This window comes from Mesorhizobium sp. WSM4850, assembly GCF_055811735.1.
Map to the genome: position 1 here is coordinate 90,197 of NZ_JBVVPV010000002.1, position 16,000 is coordinate 106,196.

The following is a 16,000-nucleotide window of genomic DNA, read 5'->3' on the forward strand; positions in this document are numbered from 1 at the left end:
CTCCAGCCGCACGCGCTTTAGTGCGGAGCCATGGTCAAGGAAATCGAGCGCAAGTTCCTGGTCTCCGGCGATGGCTGGCGGGATCTGGTCGAAGCGGACATCCGCATTCGCCAGTTCTATCTCGTTGCCGCGCCCGACCGCTCGGTCCGCGTGCGTATCAGCGACGGCGCCTCGGCAAAGCTGACGCTCAAATTCGGCAGCAAGGCCCGCGAACGCGACGAATTCGAATATCCGATCCCTCTGGCGGATGCGGAAGAGATGCGGGCCTTCGCCATCGGTTGTGTCATCGAGAAGACACGCCACCATGTTAGGCACCGCGGCCATCTCTATGAAGTCGATGTTTTCGGCGGGATGCTCAGCGGCCTGGTGGTCGCCGAGCTTGAGACGCCGCAGGACGTGCAGGGCGAAATGCTGCCAGATTGGCTCGGCCGCGAAGTCACCGGCGAGCACAGGTTCTACAACGCGTCGCTCGCCCTCGAGGGGATTCCGGAGATCGCCGCATGAGCTATCGCATCGATCCGCGCCTGCCGTTGACTGGCGAGGTCAGGCGTATCCTCGCCGAGGAGATCGGCAAGGCGCTCGTCCATCTGGACGCGGCGCATGACAGGCCGGAGCAGGCGCTGCACAAATGCCGCAGGCGGCTGAAGAAGGTGCGTGCCTTGCTGCGCCTGGTCCGTCCCGGAGACGAAACATTTTGCAGTACCGAGAACCAATGCTACCGAGAGGTGGCTGCCCTGCTTGCCGGCCCGCGCGAGGCGACCGCGCTGGTTGAAACCATCGACCGGCTGGCAAAAAACTTTCCCGAGCAAAGCGCCGGCGGCGGTCTCGATGCCGTTCGCGACACGCTGGTGGCGCGCCAGCACCAATTGCATGGTGGAGTTGGCCTCGGCGCCGCGATAGCTGCCGCGACTGCCGCTTGCGAGGATGGCATCAGCCGCATCGATACTCTGGTCTTGCCCGACCAGCCCGAACAGGCCGCCGACGTGCTTGCCGAAGGCGCCCGCATCACTCTGCGTCGCGCCAGAAAGGCGCTGGACAAGGCGGGCTCCCGCGGTGATGCCGACGATTTCCATGATCTGCGCAAGGCGGCAAAGACTCACGGCATGCATCTGTCGCTGCTTGGAAGGCTGTGGCCGACGCCGATCAAGGCACGGCGCAAGGCGGTCGACGAACTTGGCGAAAAGCTGGGCGAACTGCATGATGTGTTCGTCTTGCGCACGCTTCTCGAGGCCCACGACCGGCCGCTCGGCTCTCCCCAGGAAACGCGACGGCTGAGCAAGCTGTTGAAGCGCTCGGAGAAAAGCCTGAAAAAGACCTGTCTTGCGGCGGCAGCCGATCTGTTCGGCGACAGGCCCAGGCGCTCGACAAAAAAACTCGCGCGCAAGGCGCGCACCGATCTGGCCGCCGCGCCGCACGAAGACGCCAGCGCGCCCGGCGCCGCTGCCTGACGCGGTGCTTGCGTCCGTCCGACATCGCTGACGATGAGGAGAGGGTTAGACCTCTCCCGGCGCGGCATTCTTCAACTGCGCTCGCGCGTCCCTGATCGAGGCGGCGTATGTCACCAGCGGCCGTTTGACGCCGTGGTTGATCAGCATGCGGCGTGTCTGCGGCGAAGCGCCTGATATGATGAAGCGCACGCCGGCGCGCCTCGCCTTGTGGGCAGCGCTCTCGATGACGTTGGCCGCCGTTGAATCGAAGAATGGCACGGCCGAGCAGTCGAGGATGAAGTTCTTGCGCTGGTCGGCGATGCGGTCCAGCACCGTGGCGACGGTCGAGGCGGCGCCGAAGAAGAAGGCGCCGGAAATCCGGTAGACGACGGTGTCGGCATCGCTGGCCTCGCTGGAATCGTATGCGCTGGCGGCGCCGGTTCTGTCGGCGACATCGTCCTGCACCAGTCCCTGATCCGGCTCAACCGCAATGCTCTTGGCCATGCGGTCGATGAACAGGATCGAGCCCAGCGCGAAGCCGACGACGATGCCTTCGGTGAGATCACGGAAGATGACGATCAGGAAAGTCGCCATCAGCACCAGCGCGTCGCCGCGCGAGGCACGCAGCAGCGTGGCAAAGGCCTGCTTCTCGAACATGTTCCAGCACACCACCGCCAGCACGCCGGCAAGGGCTGCAAGCGGGATGTAGCTGGCCAGCGGCGCCGCCACCAGCATCAGGGCAAGCAGGAGGGCCGAGTGGATCATGCCCGAGACCGGTCCATGCGCGCCGGCTCGCACATTGGTCGCGGTGCGGGCTAGGGTGCCGGTGGTGCAGATGCCGCCGAACAGGGCGGACGCGATGTTGGCGAAGCCTTGCGCCACGAGTTCGCAGTTGGAGCGGTGCCGCCTTCCTGTCATGCCGTCGGCGACCACCGCCGACAGCAGCGATTCGATCGCGCCGAGCAGCGCAAAGGCTAGGGCGTCCGGCAGGACGTCGATCATCCTGCCGAAGCTGATCGGCGGAAAGGCCGGCATTTGCAGGCTGCGCGGGATACCGCCGAAGCGCGTGCCGATCGTTTCGGCAGGCAGAGAAAACAGCGCCACGACAAGCGACGCCAGACCGATGGCGATCAGCATGGCGGGCCATTTCGGCCGCCACCGTTTCATCAGGGCAATGGCGACGATGGTCAGCAGAGCGACGAAGGTGGCGGCGAGATTGATCGTGCCGGCCGCCTCGCCGATCGCCATCAGCTTCGGCACCAGCGGTCCAGGTTCTTTGCCGGCGAGTTTTAGCCCGAACAGCTCGACGATCTGGCCGGAGAAGATGATGATGGCGATGCCGGCGGTGAAGCCGACGGTCACCGGATAAGGAATGAATTTGATGTAGGTGCCAAGCCTGAGGTAGCCGATGACGAGCAGCAAGACGCCGGCCATCATCGTCGCCAGCAGCAACCCGTCGACGCCGACCCGTGCCACGGTTGCCGCCATCAGCACGATAAAGGCGCCCGCCGGCCCGCCGATCTGGAAACGGCTGCCGCCCAGAGCCGAGACGAGGAAACCGCCAATGATGGAAGTGTAGAGCCCGCGCTCCGGAGACACGCCCGATGCGATCGCGATCGCCATCGACAGCGGCAGCGCCACGATGGCCACGGTCAGTCCGGCGATGGCATCGGCCTTGAAGTGCTCTGATGTGTAGCCTTCGCGCAGCACCGTCGCCAGCTTCGGCGTGAACAGTTCGGAAAATGTCGGCTGCGCCGGTTGATGAATTGCCCGCTGGGTTCGATGCATGGACTGCCTTCCGCTCCTGATGCATGCCGCCAAAAAGTGCACAGCGGCCACGCATAAAACCAAGCAGGCGGCGGGATCGTCGGCAGGACTGTCGGCGGTCGCCGTCGCGACTCTATTTCGGCTCAGCCTGGCGGGTTCTGCGGCACGACCGGCTTGAGGCGCACCCCCCTGCCGCCGCGCTCGCTGGCCTGGTTCTCGCCGATCAGCTCCACGCCGGCCCGGTCGAGGGCCTGGATGACCTTCATCAGCGTATCGACCACGCCCCTGACCACGCCGTCGCTCGCTTCCATGCGCTGAATGGTTGGAAGCGAAACCCCGGCGCGCTCGGCGAGCGTCTTCTGATCGATGCCGGCCAGAGCCCTTGCGGCGCGCATCTGCGCGGCAGTGATCATCGGCTAAAAACCCCCGTCTGAGTCTGCATTCCATGTATAATACCATCATTGTGATGGATCAAGCATCATCATGCACATGTCAGACATGTGCACACCAGGCCGTTTGCATCTTGGCGAGCCTGCGCGCCCGCTGGGCCAGCACGCCCCAGCCGCCGCAACTTAGAGGAGAATTGGCGCAGCGTCGTTCGGAACGGGCGGTTCAGGCGCCGGCGGTCTGCCCGCGCCATCGCTGGAACGCCCATGCGACCAGCCAGCACAGCATCGCCCAGGCGAAGCCGGCGCACCAGCCGGCCAGCACGTCCGATGGCCAATGAACGCCGAGATAGACGCGGCTGATGCCGACGAGCAGTGCTGTCAGCACGGCAAGTGCCAGCACATAGATCTTGGTCGTTCGCCCAGGCAGGAAACGCGACGCCATGCTGCCCAGCGTCAAATATGTCACCGCCGACAGCATCGCATGGCCGCTTGGAAACGAAAGCGTCGCCACGTCGGCGAGATGCGAGACCAGGTCGGGGCGCGGCCGATCGATTCCTAGCTTCAGCGTGCTCGACAGGGCCTGCCCGCCCGCCACCGCGACGAAGACCAGAAACGCTGCTCCCGGCTTGTGGATCAGCAGCAGATAGACGATCACCGCCACTGTGATCAGCCCGAGCACGATGGCGCTGCCGAGGCTGGTAATGTCGCGCATCGCCCCTTCCAGCCATAGCGGTCCGATCGGATTGTCGGGCTGGCCCGCTTCACGGAAGGCGAGCATAATTTCCGTGTCGAAGGCGTGCGGCGTGGTGTCCCGCGCCACCTCCATCAGTTCCTCGAACCCCCACAGCCCGCCAGCGATGACCAGTCCGGCCAAAAGCACCGGGAATTCGATCCAGTTGAGCAGCTTGTTTGCGGTATTCTTCATCGGGCCAATCGTCTTACAGCGCCGCGCGTCCTTTTGGACGCGCAAAGGACGCTGTAGCACTTTGATTTGGCGCATGATCCTTTCCGAAATCGTTTCCGATTTTCGGGGTCATGCGCAACTACAGTTTTTGCAGATAGGGTCCGAGCGTGATCAGCGCCACCGCTGCGACGGCGAGCACGATGCCGGTCGCCTGCAACGAATTGACGCGCTCGCCGAAGAACACCAGTGCCACCACGTTCACCGACACCAGCTGGATCACCGCCGACAGGCTGAACGACACCGACATGCCGAATTCACGGATCAGCCTCAGCATGATCAGATTGCCCGCTGAATAGAGCGCCAGAGTCAGAACGATCTTGCCGAGGCTCGGCGCCAGCCCCCATTGCTTGGCCGCCGTCGCCGCCAGCAGGAAGATCACTGTCGAAATGCCGAGCTGCCCCAGTCCCCAGAAACTCACTTTTTTGTTCCTCCCGACGCCGTGCTTGCGCGCCTGCCGCAGATCTTGTTTCGGAAGCGTCGGTCGCGGTCAAGCGGCCTGATCAAAGACATGAAATCGGGCTGGAAATTGGTCGGCAACGTCATCAAACTGTGATCTGCTGGCGATACGCGGTCAGTCAAGCAACACGCTCCAGCCATCCCAAAGAGCCAGAGGCACGCCCCCATGACTGAACATCGCCCCGACGCCCATTTCCGCACCAGCCTGCTCGAGGAAAACGATGGGCCAGGAACCAATCCCACTGACAACCAGACGATGGGCGAAATCATCGCCGCGCGATTCTCGCGCCGTGGCTTTCTGCAGGGATCGCTCGCGGCAACCGCCATCGCCGCCACCGTCAGCCCGCTCGCGCTGATCCTCGCCGACGATGCCCGCGCCGGCGGCGGCTCGGTCTTCAGTTTCGACGAGGTCGAGGCAGGCGTCGACGACAAGCACCATGTCGCTGCCGGCTACGACGCCGACGTGCTGTTGCGCTGGGGCGATCCGCTGTTTGCCGATTCGCCGGAATTTGATCCGACAAAACAGTCGGCGCAGGCCCAGGAAAGACAGTTTGGCTACAACAACGACTATGTCGGCTATCTCCCGATAGACGGCTCGGCCGAGCACGGCCTGCTGGTGGTCAACCACGAGTACACCAATCCGCATCTGATGTTCCCGGGCCTTGTCAGCATCGTCGATGGCGAGGCCAAGCAGGCCCCACTGAGCAAGGAACAGGTCGATATCGAGATAGCCGCGCATGGCGGCACCATCGTCGAAATCCGCAAGGCATCAGGCAAATGGCAGGTGGTGCGCGACGGCAAGCTCAACCGCCGCATCACCGCCAACACCGAGATGGCACTGTCCGGCCCCGTCGCCGGCCACGACCGCGTCAAGACCAGTGCCGATCCGACCGGCACGAAGGTCATCGGCACTGTCAACAATTGTGCCGGCGGCGTCACGCCCTGGGGCACCTACGTCATGGCCGAGGAAAACATACACGGCTATTTCTCGGGCGAGCTGCCGGAAGGCCACAAGGAAGCCACCAACTACAAGCGCCTGGGTATTCCCGAAGGCGCCTATGAATGGGCTGCGCATTACGATCGCTTCGACATCGGCAAGGAGCCGAACGAGCCGAATCGCTTCGGCTGGATTGTTGAGGTCGACGTCAACGATCCGACCTCGGTGCCGAGGAAGCGCACTGCCATGGGCCGCTTCAAGCATGAGGGCGCTGAATCGATCGTCGCCAAGGATGGCCGTGTCGTTTTCTATCTCGGCGACGACGAACGCTTCGACTATGTCTATAAATTCGTCACGGCCGGCAAGTTCAACGCCGAGGACCGCGCCGCCAACATGGATCTCCTCGACGACGGCACGCTCTACGTCGCCAAATTCGCCGAGGACGGGTCGATCGAATGGCTGCCCATCGTCTTCGGCCAGGGCCCGCTGACGGCGGAGAACGGCTTTGCCAGCCAGGCCGACGTGCTGATCGAGACGCGCCGTGCCGCCGATCTGCTCGGTGCCACCAAGATGGATCGCCCCGAGGACATCCAGCCCAATCCGACGACTGGCAAGGTCTACGTCATGCTGACCAACAATTCGAAGCGCAAGACGGACCAGGTCGACGCCGCCAATCCGCGCGCCGAAAACGCCTTCGGCCATATCATCGAGATCGTCGAGGACGGTGGCGATTTCACTGCCGCCAAGGGCAAGTGGGAAGTGCTGTTGAAATGCGGCGATCCCTCAGTGGCCGAAGTTGGCGCCACCTTCTCGACCGCAACCACCGCCAATGGCTGGTTCGGCATGCCGGATAATTGCGCCATCGATTCGGCCGGCCGGCTTTGGGTCTCGACCGATGGCCAGGGCCCGAAGGCGACCGGCCGCACCGATGGCCTGTGGGCGGTCGACACCGAAGGCGAGGCGCGGGCGACCTCGAAACTGTTCTTCCGCGTGCCGATCGGCGCCGAAATGTGCGGCCCGCTATTCACGCCCGACGACCAGACCGCCTTCGTCGCGGTTCAGCATCCGGCCGATGGCGGCGAAGACTGGGAGGCTTTTGGCCGTCCCTCTTACTACGAGGACCCGTCGACCCGCTGGCCTGACTTCAAGCCCGATATGCCGGTGCGGCCGTCGGTCGTCGCCATCACCAAACAGGGCGGTGGCAAGATCGCGGTCTGAATCGCCGCAAGGCGCTAGCAGCGCCAAGGAAGGATTTCGTCGATACGAAATCCTTCCTTTTCCTGATGCGCGGGAATGCGCCTGATGGGCTCATTCGGCGCGCTGAACCACGGCCACGTTCATCATGCTTCTCAACCTGAAGCCAATGGACTCGTATAATCCTATGGCCGTGGTGTTGCTGGCATAGGCGTGGAGATAGGGAACTTCGCCGCGCGCCGCTATCCGGTTTGCCACGAACAGCGACAGCAGCCTGCCCAGGCCACCGCCTCGAAATTCCGGATGTGAGCACACCCCGCTAAGTTCGGTATAGCCGGGTTGCTTCATGCGTTCGCCGGCCATCGCCGCAAGTCGGCCCTCGATCTTCACACCCCAAAAATCGCCGAGGCTCAAGGCTTCGAGCGTGAATGGGCCGGGCTTGGTCACCAATGCCAAGGCGAGCATCTCAGCTGCATCGTCCCGCGTCAGACGTTGCACGCGCTCGTCGGAGACCATCTGCAATGGCCGCTCGGCAATCATCTGAACCCCGGGCGCGGTCGAAGTCGCCGAAAGTTCCGCGGGCAGAGCAATGGCGTCCACCTGAAGCAGGATCGCACTCTCGCCTGGGGAGACAAGTTTTCCGAGCGCCTGCAGGCTTTCCGCATCGTCCGCGGCACTGGCAGCGAACGGAGCTATCGAGGGCCGATACCGCATGGCGAGGTCGTCACCTTGCGCGAAGGCGTGGTGTCGCGTCCGAAGCGCGCTCCACACGGGACGGTCAAGCAGGTGTTTCATTGCGCGGCACCTTCCGGCTTCTTTACACGACGGTCGAGAGGCGCCGCGGCGAGGCCGTCCTCGATGGCGGCCAGCTGATCAAGAAGCGGCCCAGAAAGATCCGCGCACAGATCCGCGACGGCATTCTCGATGCGCGGCCAGACGTCGTGCTTTGCAATATCGGCCAGCCGCTGGCCGTGCAGGGTAAGGCAGACAATCCTGCGCCGCTGGTCATCATCCGATGGACTGACCTCGACCAGTCCCAATTCGGCCAGAAGCGACACGCTCCGCGTTACACCTGGCTGCGCGACCCCGAGGGATTGCGCCAGTTCCCCGACTGGCAGCGGGCCCAGCCTGTCGAGCGCAGCCAGCAGCGGGTATTGGCTCGACTGAACCGGCACATCGAGGCAGTCGAGCAGGCGCTGCGTATCCGCCTGCAATTGCTCGCCAATACGCTTCAGCCTGCTGCCCAGGCACAGGAAGCCAAGGGACCTTATGACGTCTTCCATAATCAACCTGCCAGGCAATTGATAACATGATATATAACATTATATGGAAATCAAGCGCCGCCATCGCACGGCCGCTTTCAAGCGTCGTCACCAGATTTGGTCGTCTTGGGTCGGGAACATCGCTCGGATGCTGGCGCTGCGTCGCCTGGGCAGGCCGTTCAGTCAGTTCCGCAGCCGGTAGCCGGTCCTGAAAATCCACGCGACGATCGCTATGCAGATAAGCAGGAAAACCACGGTCATGCCGAGGCTGATGCCGATCGAGACGTCGGACTTGCCGTAGAAACTCCAGCGAAAGCCGCTGACCAGATAAAGGACAGGGTTGAACAGCGTCACCGTGCGCCAGGTGCCGGGCAGCATGTCGATCGAATAGAAGCTGCCGCCAAGGAAGGTAAGCGGCGTGATGATCAGCAGCGGCACCAGCTGCAGCTGCTCGAAGCTCTTCGCCCAGATGCCGATGATGAACCCGAACAGGCTGAAGGTCACCGACGTCAGCACCAGGAAGGAGAGCATCCAGAACGGATGCTCGATGGTCAGCGGCACGAACAGCGACGCGGTCCCCAGGATGATCAGGCCGAGTATGATCGACTTGGTCGCCGCACCCCCGACATAAGCGATGATGATCTCCAGATAGGACACCGGCGCCGACAGCAGCTCGTAGATCGAGCCGACGAATTTCGGGAAATAGATGGCGAAGGAGGCGTTGGAGATCGACTGCGTCAGCAGCGACAGCATGATCAGCCCCGGCACGATAAAGGCGCCGTAGCTGATGCCGTCGATCTCGGTGATGCGCGAGCCGATGGCCGAGCCGAAGACGACGAAATAGAGCGATGTCGAGATGACCGGCGAGACAATGCTCTGCAGCACGGTCCGAAAGGCGCGCGCCATTTCCATTTTGTAGATCGCCCAGACGGCTCGCAGGTTCATGCGCCCTTCCTCACCAGGTTGACGAAGATCTCCTCGAGCGAGCTGTTTTGCGTGTCGATATCGCGGAACTGGATGCCGGCCGTCTCAAGGTCGCGCAGCAGCGAGGCGACGCCCGGCCGCTCGCTCTGGTTGTCATAGGTGTAAGTCAGTCGATCACCGTCCGGCGAAAGCTCCAAAGCGTAGCGCGACAATTTCTCGGGTATGGTGGCGAGCGGACTGCGCAATTCCAGCAAAAGCCGCTTGCGGCCGAGCGTGCGCATCAGTTGCACCTTGTCCTCAACCAGCACGATCTCACCGCGATTGATGACGCCGACGCGGTCGGCCATCGCCTCGGCCTCCTCGATATAGTGCGTGGTCAGGATGATGGTGACGCCATCCTCGCGCAGCCGGCGCACCATCGCCCACATGTCCTGACGCAGCTCGACGTCGACGCCGGCTGTCGGCTCGTCGAGGAACAGCACCCTCGGTTCGTGCGACAGCGCCTTGGCGATCATCAGCCGCCGCTTCATGCCGCCGGACAGGGTGATCGCCTTGGCGTCCTTCTTGTCCCACAACGACAGGTCGCGCAGCACTTTCTCGACGAAGCCGTGGTTGGCCGGCTTGCCGAACAGGCCGCGGCTGTAGTTGACCGTCGCCCACACGCTCTCGAACGCGTCGATGGTCAGTTCCTGCGGCACCAGCCCGATGAGGCTGCGTGCGGCGCGATAATCCCGGCTGATGTCGTGGCCGTCGACGCTGACCGTGCCCGACGAGCGGTTGACGATACCGCAGACGATCGAGATCAGCGTCGTCTTGCCGGCGCCGTTCGGCCCGAGCAGCGCAAAAATCTCGCCGCGCTCGATATCGAGGTTGATCTCCTTCAGCGCTTTGAAACCGGTGGCGTAGGTCTTGGTGACCCCGGAAATGGAAATGATCGATGGCATGGTTGAAAAACGGCTGCTTGAAAGGAGGTCTGTTGATTTTAGTCCGCTGAATGTCGGTGCGCGCGGCCGGAAGTCAATGGCACTCCTGACATTCTGGACATCGGCGCATCCACCGCTGCCGCAGTCCTGCGGCGTTCCGCCTCGCGTGACGCCACGCCGCTTTGACCGCCTGGCGCATCCGGCCTATCTTCCCTGACATAGCAGCAGCCGGAGCCCGCCATGGACCCGCTCATCCTTTCGCGCATCCAGTTCGGCGCCAACATCTCGTTCCATATCCTGTTTCCGGCTATCACCATCGCGCTTGGCTGGATGCTGCTGTTCTTCAAGCTTCGCTACAACGCCACCGGCGATACCGCCTGGATGCGCGCCTATTTCACCTGGGTGAAGGTGTTCGCGCTGTCCTTTGCCATGGGCGTGGTTTCGGGCGTCACCATGAGCTTCCAGTTCGGCACCAACTGGCCGGGCTACATGGAAATCGTCGGCAACATCGCCGGCCCGCTGCTCGCCTATGAGATACTCACCGCCTTCTTCCTCGAGGCGGCGTTCCTCGGCATCATGCTGTTCGGCTTCCGCCGCGTCTCCAACCGCATCCACACGCTGGCAACCGTGCTGGTGGCCGGCGGCACCACCCTGTCCGCCTTCTGGATCATCGCGCTCAATTCATGGATGCAGACGCCGGTCGGCTTCGAGATGCGCGACGGCGTAGCCCACGCTACCGACTGGTGGGCGATCGTCTTTAACCCGTCCATGCCCTACCGGCTCGTCCACATGCTGCTTGCCTCCGGCCTGACGGTTTCGTTCCTGATCGCCGGCCTGTCGGCGCTGCGCTATCTCTATGGCGACCGTTCGGAATCGATGTGGAAAGCCTTGCGCACCGGTGTCTTCACCGCGGCGATCCTGATCCCCATCCAGATCTTCGCCGGCGACCAGCATGGCCTCAACACGCTCGAGCATCAGCCGCAGAAGATCGCCGCCATGGAAGCCAACTGGAACACCGGCCCCAACGTGCCGCTGGTCCTTTTCGCGCTTCCCGACGAGGCGGCAAGGGAGAACAAATACGAGATCACCATCCCCGATGGCGCCAGCCTCATCCTCAGGCACAGCGCCAGCGGCGTCGTGCCGGGGCTGAACGACTATGCCGGCAACCACCCGCCGGTGTTCCCGGTGTTCTGGGCTTTTCGCATCATGGTCGGCACCGGCGTCCTGATGCTCGTCGTCTCCTGGTCGGCCGCCTTTTTCCTCAAGCGCCGGCATAGCCTGCCGAGACCGCTGGCGCTGGTGATGGTGCCGATGGCGCTGTCCGGCTGGCTGGCGACGCTGGCTGGCTGGTACACCACCGAGATCGGCCGCCAACCGTGGCTGGTCACCGGCCTGCTGAAAACTGTCGATGCCGTCGGCCCGGTCGCCGGCAGCCAGGTCGCGCTGTCGCTCGCGGTTTATCTCATCCTCTATGCGCTGCTTCTGATCGCCTATCTCGGCGTGCTGGTCTATCTGGCGCTGAAGGCGGCGAAGGACGGCGATGCCTCGCCGCTGCCGGGCGTTCTCGACGCGCCGCTGTCGCAGCCGGCGGCGAAATAGGAGAACGGCGATGATCCTCGACTGGCCGACATTGCTCCCCCTCATCTTCGCCGGCCTGATGGGCCTTGCCATCCTGATCTACGTCATCCTCGACGGCTTTGATCTCGGTATCGGCATCCTGTTCGCAGCCGCCGGAGACGCCGAGCAGGACACGATGATCGCCGCAATAGGCCCGTTCTGGGACGCCAACGAGACCTGGCTGGTGCTGGCCGTCGGCCTGCTGCTGGTCGCCTTCCCGCTGGCGCACGGCACCATCCTCACCGCGCTCTACATTCCGGTCTTCCTGCTCCTTGTCGGCCTGATCCTGCGCGGCGTTGCCTTCGATTTCCGGGCCAAGGTGCCGGCCGGTCACAAGCATCGCTGGAACCGCATCTTCTTCCTGGGCTCGGTCATCGCTTCGCTGGCGCAGGGCTACATGCTGGGGATCTATGTGCTGGGCCTTGATGTCGGCCCCGGCGGCATGGCCTTCGGCGGGCTGGTGGCGCTCTGCCTTGCCGCCGCCTATGCGGCGATGGGCGCGGCCTGGGTCATCTACAAGACGGAAGGCGAATTGCAGAAGAAGGCGGTACTATGGCTGCGCCGGGCGCTGGTGCTGACCGCGCTCGGCATGGTCGCCGTGTCGCTGGCCACGCCGCTCGCCAGTCCGCGCATCTTCGACAAATGGTTCGTCTGGCCGGCCATGCTCTATTTGTCGCCGCTGCCGGTCCTGTCGGCGGTGCTGTTCGCATGGCTGTGGCGGCAGACCTTCCATCTGCCCAGGGCCGGCGACCGCCATGCGCTGACGCCGTTCCTGACGCTGGCCGCCATCTTCACGCTGGGCTTTGCCGGCCTCGCCTGGTCGTTCTATCCCTTCGTCGTGCCCGACAGGCTGACCATCTGGCAGGCGGCGTCCGCGCCGGAAAGCCTCGCCATCATCCTGGCCGGCACGGTGGTGGTGCTGCCGATCATCATTTTCTATTCGTTTTATGCCTACCGCGTCTTCGGCGGCAAGGCGACGGATCTGACCTACGACTGACTGGCAAACCGCCGAACTGCACAATATTTAGGCAGTCGATTGCTCGGGCGGCAGCGGCTCGTGAAGACTGCCTTGCCAATCCCACCTTGCCAATCCCGCCGGGAAAGTCCGATTCGCAGCGATTTCGATGGTTTGGCATGTCTGTTGCTTTGCCCTGGCGACCAATTGGTTTTGTCCAGTCAAAGGGAAAGATAATGAACCGTCGCAATGTCTGCATGCTGGCCTTCGCCGCCGCCGTTGGAATGGCCATGGCTTCGTCTCCGCAGGCGCGGGCCGACGCCTTGAGCGACATCGCGGCGCGCGGCACCGTCCGCATCGCCGTTCCACAGGATTTCCCGCCCTTCGGCAGTGTCGGCGCCGACATGACGCCGCAAGGCTACGACGTCGACATCGCCAATCTGATTGGCGAAAAGCTCGGCGCCAAGGTCGAGATCGTCCCGGTCACCAGCGCCAACCGCATTCCCTATCTCCAGACCAACAAAGTCGACCTGGTCATTTCCAGCCTCGGCAAGAATCCCGATCGCGAGAAGGTCATCGACTTTTCCGAAGCCTATGCTCCGTTCTACAACGGCGTGTTCGCTCCGGCAGACGTCGCCGTCGCAAAAGCGGAGGACCTCGCCGGCAAGACCGTTGGCGTCACCCGCGGCGCGATCGAAGATCTCGAACTGACCAAGGTTGTGCCCGCGAGCGTCGAGATCAAGCGCTACGAGGACAATAACGGCACTATTTCGGCTTTCCTTTCGGGCCAGGTCGAGGTGATCGCGACCGGGAATGTCGTCGCCGCCGCCATCCTCGAAAAGAACCCGCCCAAGCGGCCAGAGCTCAAGTTCCTGATCAAGAACTCGCCTTGCTACATCGGCATGAACAAGGAGCAGCCGGCGTTGATGGCCAAGATCAACGGGATCATCGCCGCCGCCAGGTCCGATGGCGCCCTCAACGCGATTTCGCAAAAATGGCTGAAGGTGGACCTGCCGGCTGAGCTGTGATCGCCGCCCGCCGCGTGTGGGAGGTCGGATAGCAAGCCATGACCTATCAGTTCGATTTCAGCTGGCTGATCGGATCTCTGCCGGTGCTGCTCAAGGGCATCCGGATCACCGTGCAGCTTATCCTGATCGGCGCGGTGTTCGGCGTGGCATTGGGCATTGCCTGCGCCTGGGTGCGGGCGCTGGGGCCGAAATGGCTAAAACCCGTCGTTGCGACCTATGTCGAGCTGATCCGCAACACGCCCTTCCTCATCCAGTTGTTCTTCATCTTCTTCGGCCTGCCGTCGCTTGGCATCAGGATGTCGGAACTGACCGCCGCCAACCTCGCCATGATCGTCAACCTCGGCGCTTACAGCTGCGAGATCATCCGCGCCGGCATCCAGGCCACGCCGCGCGGCCAGTTCGAGGCCGGCGCCAGCCTCGCCATGACCCCGTTCCAGACCTTCTGGCACGTGGTTCTGGTCCCGGCGCTGCAGCGCATCTGGCCTGCGCTGTCGTCGCAGATCGTCATCGTCATGCTGGGTTCGGCCGTCGTTTCGCAGATTGCCGCTGAGGACCTGACCTTCGCCGCCAATTTTATCCAGTCGCGCAATTTCAGGGCCTTCGAAACCTACATCGTCTCCACCTTGATCTACCTGGCGCTCGCCATCCTGCTGCGCCAGCTGCTGGCCGGCCTGGGCGGGATGCTGTTCCCGAAGAAGGCGTCGCGATGAGACAGGCGCCATGACCGAGTTCAGCTTCTGGGACATCCTGCGCAACCTGCTTCTGGCCGCCCGCTGGACCGTTGTCCTCTCGCTGGTCTCCTTCATCGGTGGCGGCATCGTCGGTGCGGCCCTGCTTTTCCTGCGCATCGGCGGTCGGCGTGGGATGCAGTTTCTGTCACGCGGCTACATCCAGCTGTTTCAGGGCACGCCGCTCCTGATGCAGCTCTTTCTGGCTTTCTTCGGTCTTGGCCTGTTCGGCATCGACGTTCCCGCCTGGCTTGCCGCCTGTGTCGCGCTCATCCTGTGGACCGCAGCCTTCCTCGCCGAAATCTGGCGCGGCTGCGTCGAGAGCATTGCTAAGGGTCAATGGGAGGCGTCAGCCAGCCTCGGCATGGGTTATCTCCAGCAGATGCGCTACGTCATCCTGCCGCAGGCACTGAAAGTGGCGGTGCCGCCGACCGTCGGCTTCTCGGTGCAGGTGGTGAAGGGCACCGCGCTCACCTCGATCATCGGCTTCGTCGAACTGTCGAAGGCCGGTTCGATCGTCACCAACGCGACGTTCCAGCCGTTCACCGTCTATGGCCTGGTCGCGCTCATCTACTTTGCTTTTTGCTGGCCGCTGTCGAAATCCAGCCAGCTCCTGGAAAGGAAGCTCAATGTCGCTCATCGCAATCACTGAGGTGAAGAAGCGCTTCGGCGACAACGAGGTGCTGAAGGGGATTTCCATCGACGTCGCGCCGGGCGAGGTCGTCGCCATCATCGGCAAGAGCGGTTCGGGCAAGTCGACGCTGCTGCGCTGCATCAACGGGCTCGAGACCATCGATGAAGGCTCGATCGTCGTCGCCGGCGCCCAGTTCCTGCCCGACGAGGTGCATCTTAAGGCGCTGCGCCTGAAGGTCGGCATGATTTTTCAGCAATTCAACCTGTTCCCGCATCTCACCGCCGGTGGCAATGTCATGCTGTCGCAGATGGTGGTGAAGAAGACGCCGAAGAAGGACGCCGAGGCGGTCGCGCGAAAAATGCTCGACCGCGTCGGTCTCGCCCATAAGTTCGACGCCTTGCCGGATGAACTGTCCGGCGGCCAGCAGCAGCGCGTGGCCATCGCCCGGGCGCTCGCCATGCAGCCGATGGCGCTGCTATGCGACGAGATCACCTCGGCGCTCGACCCCGAACTCGTCGCCGAAGTGCTGGCCGTCGTCAAGGAATTGGCCGCGGAAGGCATGACGCTGGTGATGGTCACCCACGAGATGCGCTTCGCCCGCGACGTCTGCTCGCGGGTCGTCTTCATGCATCAGGGCCGCGTCCATGAGATCGGCGCCCCCGAGGACGTTTTTTCCAATCCTAGGACGCCGGAGCTCCGGCAGTTTCTGGGCGTGCAATAAGCTGTGTTGATATTCAGCCGGCCTGCAACCGGCGCTACTCGCGTACCCGAAAGTACGCTCCGTTCCGGTTCTCG

At 63.3% G+C, this 16,000-nt stretch carries 18 protein-coding genes; 10 read left to right on the forward strand and 8 right to left on the reverse strand.

Going from position 1 to position 16,000, the window contains the following annotated elements; translation table 11 throughout:
• Window positions 1–30: 30 nt before the first annotated feature.
• Window positions 31–504 (forward strand): CYTH domain-containing protein, encoded by a 474-nt coding sequence (locus AC0L2Z_RS03425; protein WP_473534729.1) that lies wholly within the window; start codon window positions 31–33, stop codon window positions 502–504.
• A complete protein-coding gene (locus AC0L2Z_RS03430; RefSeq protein ID WP_473626709.1) occupies window positions 501–1,448 on the forward strand; it encodes a CHAD domain-containing protein in 948 nt (315 codons plus the stop codon). The genes AC0L2Z_RS03425 and AC0L2Z_RS03430 overlap by 4 nt, the downstream gene beginning before the upstream one ends.
• Before the next feature lie 45 nt (window positions 1,449–1,493).
• On the opposite strand, the gene AC0L2Z_RS03435 is transcribed toward AC0L2Z_RS03430, so the two are convergent.
• The 4 genes from AC0L2Z_RS03435 to AC0L2Z_RS03450 all read right to left on the reverse strand — a co-directional run bounded on the left by AC0L2Z_RS03435 (window position 1,494) and on the right by AC0L2Z_RS03450 (window position 4,965).
• Window positions 1,494–3,215 carry a SulP family inorganic anion transporter gene (locus AC0L2Z_RS03435; RefSeq protein ID WP_023801410.1) on the reverse strand — a complete coding sequence of 574 codons (1,722 nt, stop codon included), beginning with the start codon at window positions 3,213–3,215 and terminating at the stop codon, window positions 1,494–1,496.
• A gap of 122 nt (window positions 3,216–3,337) precedes the next feature.
• Window positions 3,338–3,607, reverse strand: a complete 270-nt coding sequence (locus AC0L2Z_RS03440) for a helix-turn-helix domain-containing protein (RefSeq protein ID WP_023801411.1) — start codon at window positions 3,605–3,607, stop codon at window positions 3,338–3,340.
• A gap of 199 nt (window positions 3,608–3,806) precedes the next feature.
• Entirely contained in the window at window positions 3,807–4,508 is a 702-nt protein-coding gene (locus AC0L2Z_RS03445; protein ID WP_287344283.1) for a phosphatase PAP2 family protein, read from the reverse strand.
• Window positions 4,509–4,626: 118 nt separating this feature from the next.
• A complete protein-coding gene (locus AC0L2Z_RS03450) occupies window positions 4,627–4,965 on the reverse strand; it encodes a hypothetical protein (RefSeq protein ID WP_027154722.1) in 339 nt (112 codons plus the stop codon).
• 204 nt (window positions 4,966–5,169) lie between these two features.
• Between AC0L2Z_RS03450 and AC0L2Z_RS03455 the strand changes: the two genes are divergently transcribed.
• On the forward strand, window positions 5,170–7,158 hold the full coding sequence (locus tag AC0L2Z_RS03455) for a PhoX family protein (protein ID WP_473626710.1): 1,989 nt from the start codon (window positions 5,170–5,172) through the stop codon (window positions 7,156–7,158).
• A 90-nt stretch (window positions 7,159–7,248) separates the two neighbouring features.
• Here AC0L2Z_RS03455 and AC0L2Z_RS03460 read toward each other — a convergent pair whose 3' ends face one another.
• From AC0L2Z_RS03460 to AC0L2Z_RS03475, 4 genes are all read right to left on the reverse strand, one after another.
• Window positions 7,249–7,929, reverse strand: a complete 681-nt coding sequence (locus AC0L2Z_RS03460; RefSeq protein WP_023801416.1) for a GNAT family N-acetyltransferase — start codon at window positions 7,927–7,929, stop codon at window positions 7,249–7,251.
• Window positions 7,926–8,417, reverse strand: coding sequence for a MarR family winged helix-turn-helix transcriptional regulator (locus AC0L2Z_RS03465; RefSeq protein ID WP_473534732.1), 492 nt, complete (start codon window positions 8,415–8,417; stop codon window positions 7,926–7,928). Before AC0L2Z_RS03465 ends, AC0L2Z_RS03460 begins: the two co-directional genes overlap by 4 nt.
• A 162-nt stretch (window positions 8,418–8,579) precedes the next feature.
• A complete protein-coding gene (locus tag AC0L2Z_RS03470; RefSeq protein ID WP_027154718.1) occupies window positions 8,580–9,341 on the reverse strand; it encodes an ABC transporter permease in 762 nt (253 codons plus the stop codon).
• The gene (locus AC0L2Z_RS03475) at window positions 9,338–10,264 is read right to left on the reverse strand and encodes an ABC transporter ATP-binding protein (protein WP_473626712.1); all 927 of its coding nucleotides are present in this window, start codon (window positions 10,262–10,264) and stop codon (window positions 9,338–9,340) included. Before AC0L2Z_RS03475 ends, AC0L2Z_RS03470 begins: the two co-directional genes overlap by 4 nt.
• On the opposite strand from AC0L2Z_RS03475, the gene AC0L2Z_RS03480 reads away from it, so the two are divergent.
• The 7 genes from AC0L2Z_RS03480 to AC0L2Z_RS03510 all read left to right on the forward strand — a co-directional run bounded on the left by AC0L2Z_RS03480 (window position 10,251) and on the right by AC0L2Z_RS03510 (window position 15,926).
• Window positions 10,251–10,460 (forward strand): hypothetical protein, encoded by a 210-nt coding sequence (locus AC0L2Z_RS03480; RefSeq protein ID WP_128169312.1) that lies wholly within the window; start codon window positions 10,251–10,253, stop codon window positions 10,458–10,460. The two genes, AC0L2Z_RS03475 and AC0L2Z_RS03480, sit on opposite strands and share 14 nt — an antisense overlap.
• 23 nt (window positions 10,461–10,483) lie before the next feature.
• Window positions 10,484–11,842: a cytochrome ubiquinol oxidase subunit I gene (locus AC0L2Z_RS03485; protein WP_287225169.1), complete on the forward strand. Its 1,359-nt coding sequence runs from the start codon at window positions 10,484–10,486 to the stop codon at window positions 11,840–11,842.
• A 10-nt stretch (window positions 11,843–11,852) separates the two neighbouring features.
• The gene (locus AC0L2Z_RS03490; RefSeq protein WP_473626713.1) at window positions 11,853–12,857 is read left to right on the forward strand and encodes a cytochrome d ubiquinol oxidase subunit II; all 1,005 of its coding nucleotides are present in this window, start codon (window positions 11,853–11,855) and stop codon (window positions 12,855–12,857) included.
• A gap of 215 nt (window positions 12,858–13,072) precedes the next feature.
• Window positions 13,073–13,843 carry a transporter substrate-binding domain-containing protein gene (locus tag AC0L2Z_RS03495; protein ID WP_128169341.1) on the forward strand — a complete coding sequence of 257 codons (771 nt, stop codon included), beginning with the start codon at window positions 13,073–13,075 and terminating at the stop codon, window positions 13,841–13,843.
• A gap of 38 nt (window positions 13,844–13,881) precedes the next feature.
• The gene (locus AC0L2Z_RS03500; protein ID WP_473626715.1) at window positions 13,882–14,553 is read left to right on the forward strand and encodes an amino acid ABC transporter permease; all 672 of its coding nucleotides are present in this window, start codon (window positions 13,882–13,884) and stop codon (window positions 14,551–14,553) included.
• 10 nt (window positions 14,554–14,563) lie between these two features.
• Entirely contained in the window at window positions 14,564–15,223 is a 660-nt protein-coding gene (locus tag AC0L2Z_RS03505; RefSeq protein ID WP_473626716.1) for an amino acid ABC transporter permease, read from the forward strand.
• Entirely contained in the window at window positions 15,201–15,926 is a 726-nt protein-coding gene (locus AC0L2Z_RS03510) for an amino acid ABC transporter ATP-binding protein (protein WP_473626718.1), read from the forward strand. Before AC0L2Z_RS03505 ends, AC0L2Z_RS03510 begins: the two co-directional genes overlap by 23 nt.
• The last annotated feature ends 74 nt before the right edge of the window (window positions 15,927–16,000 follow it).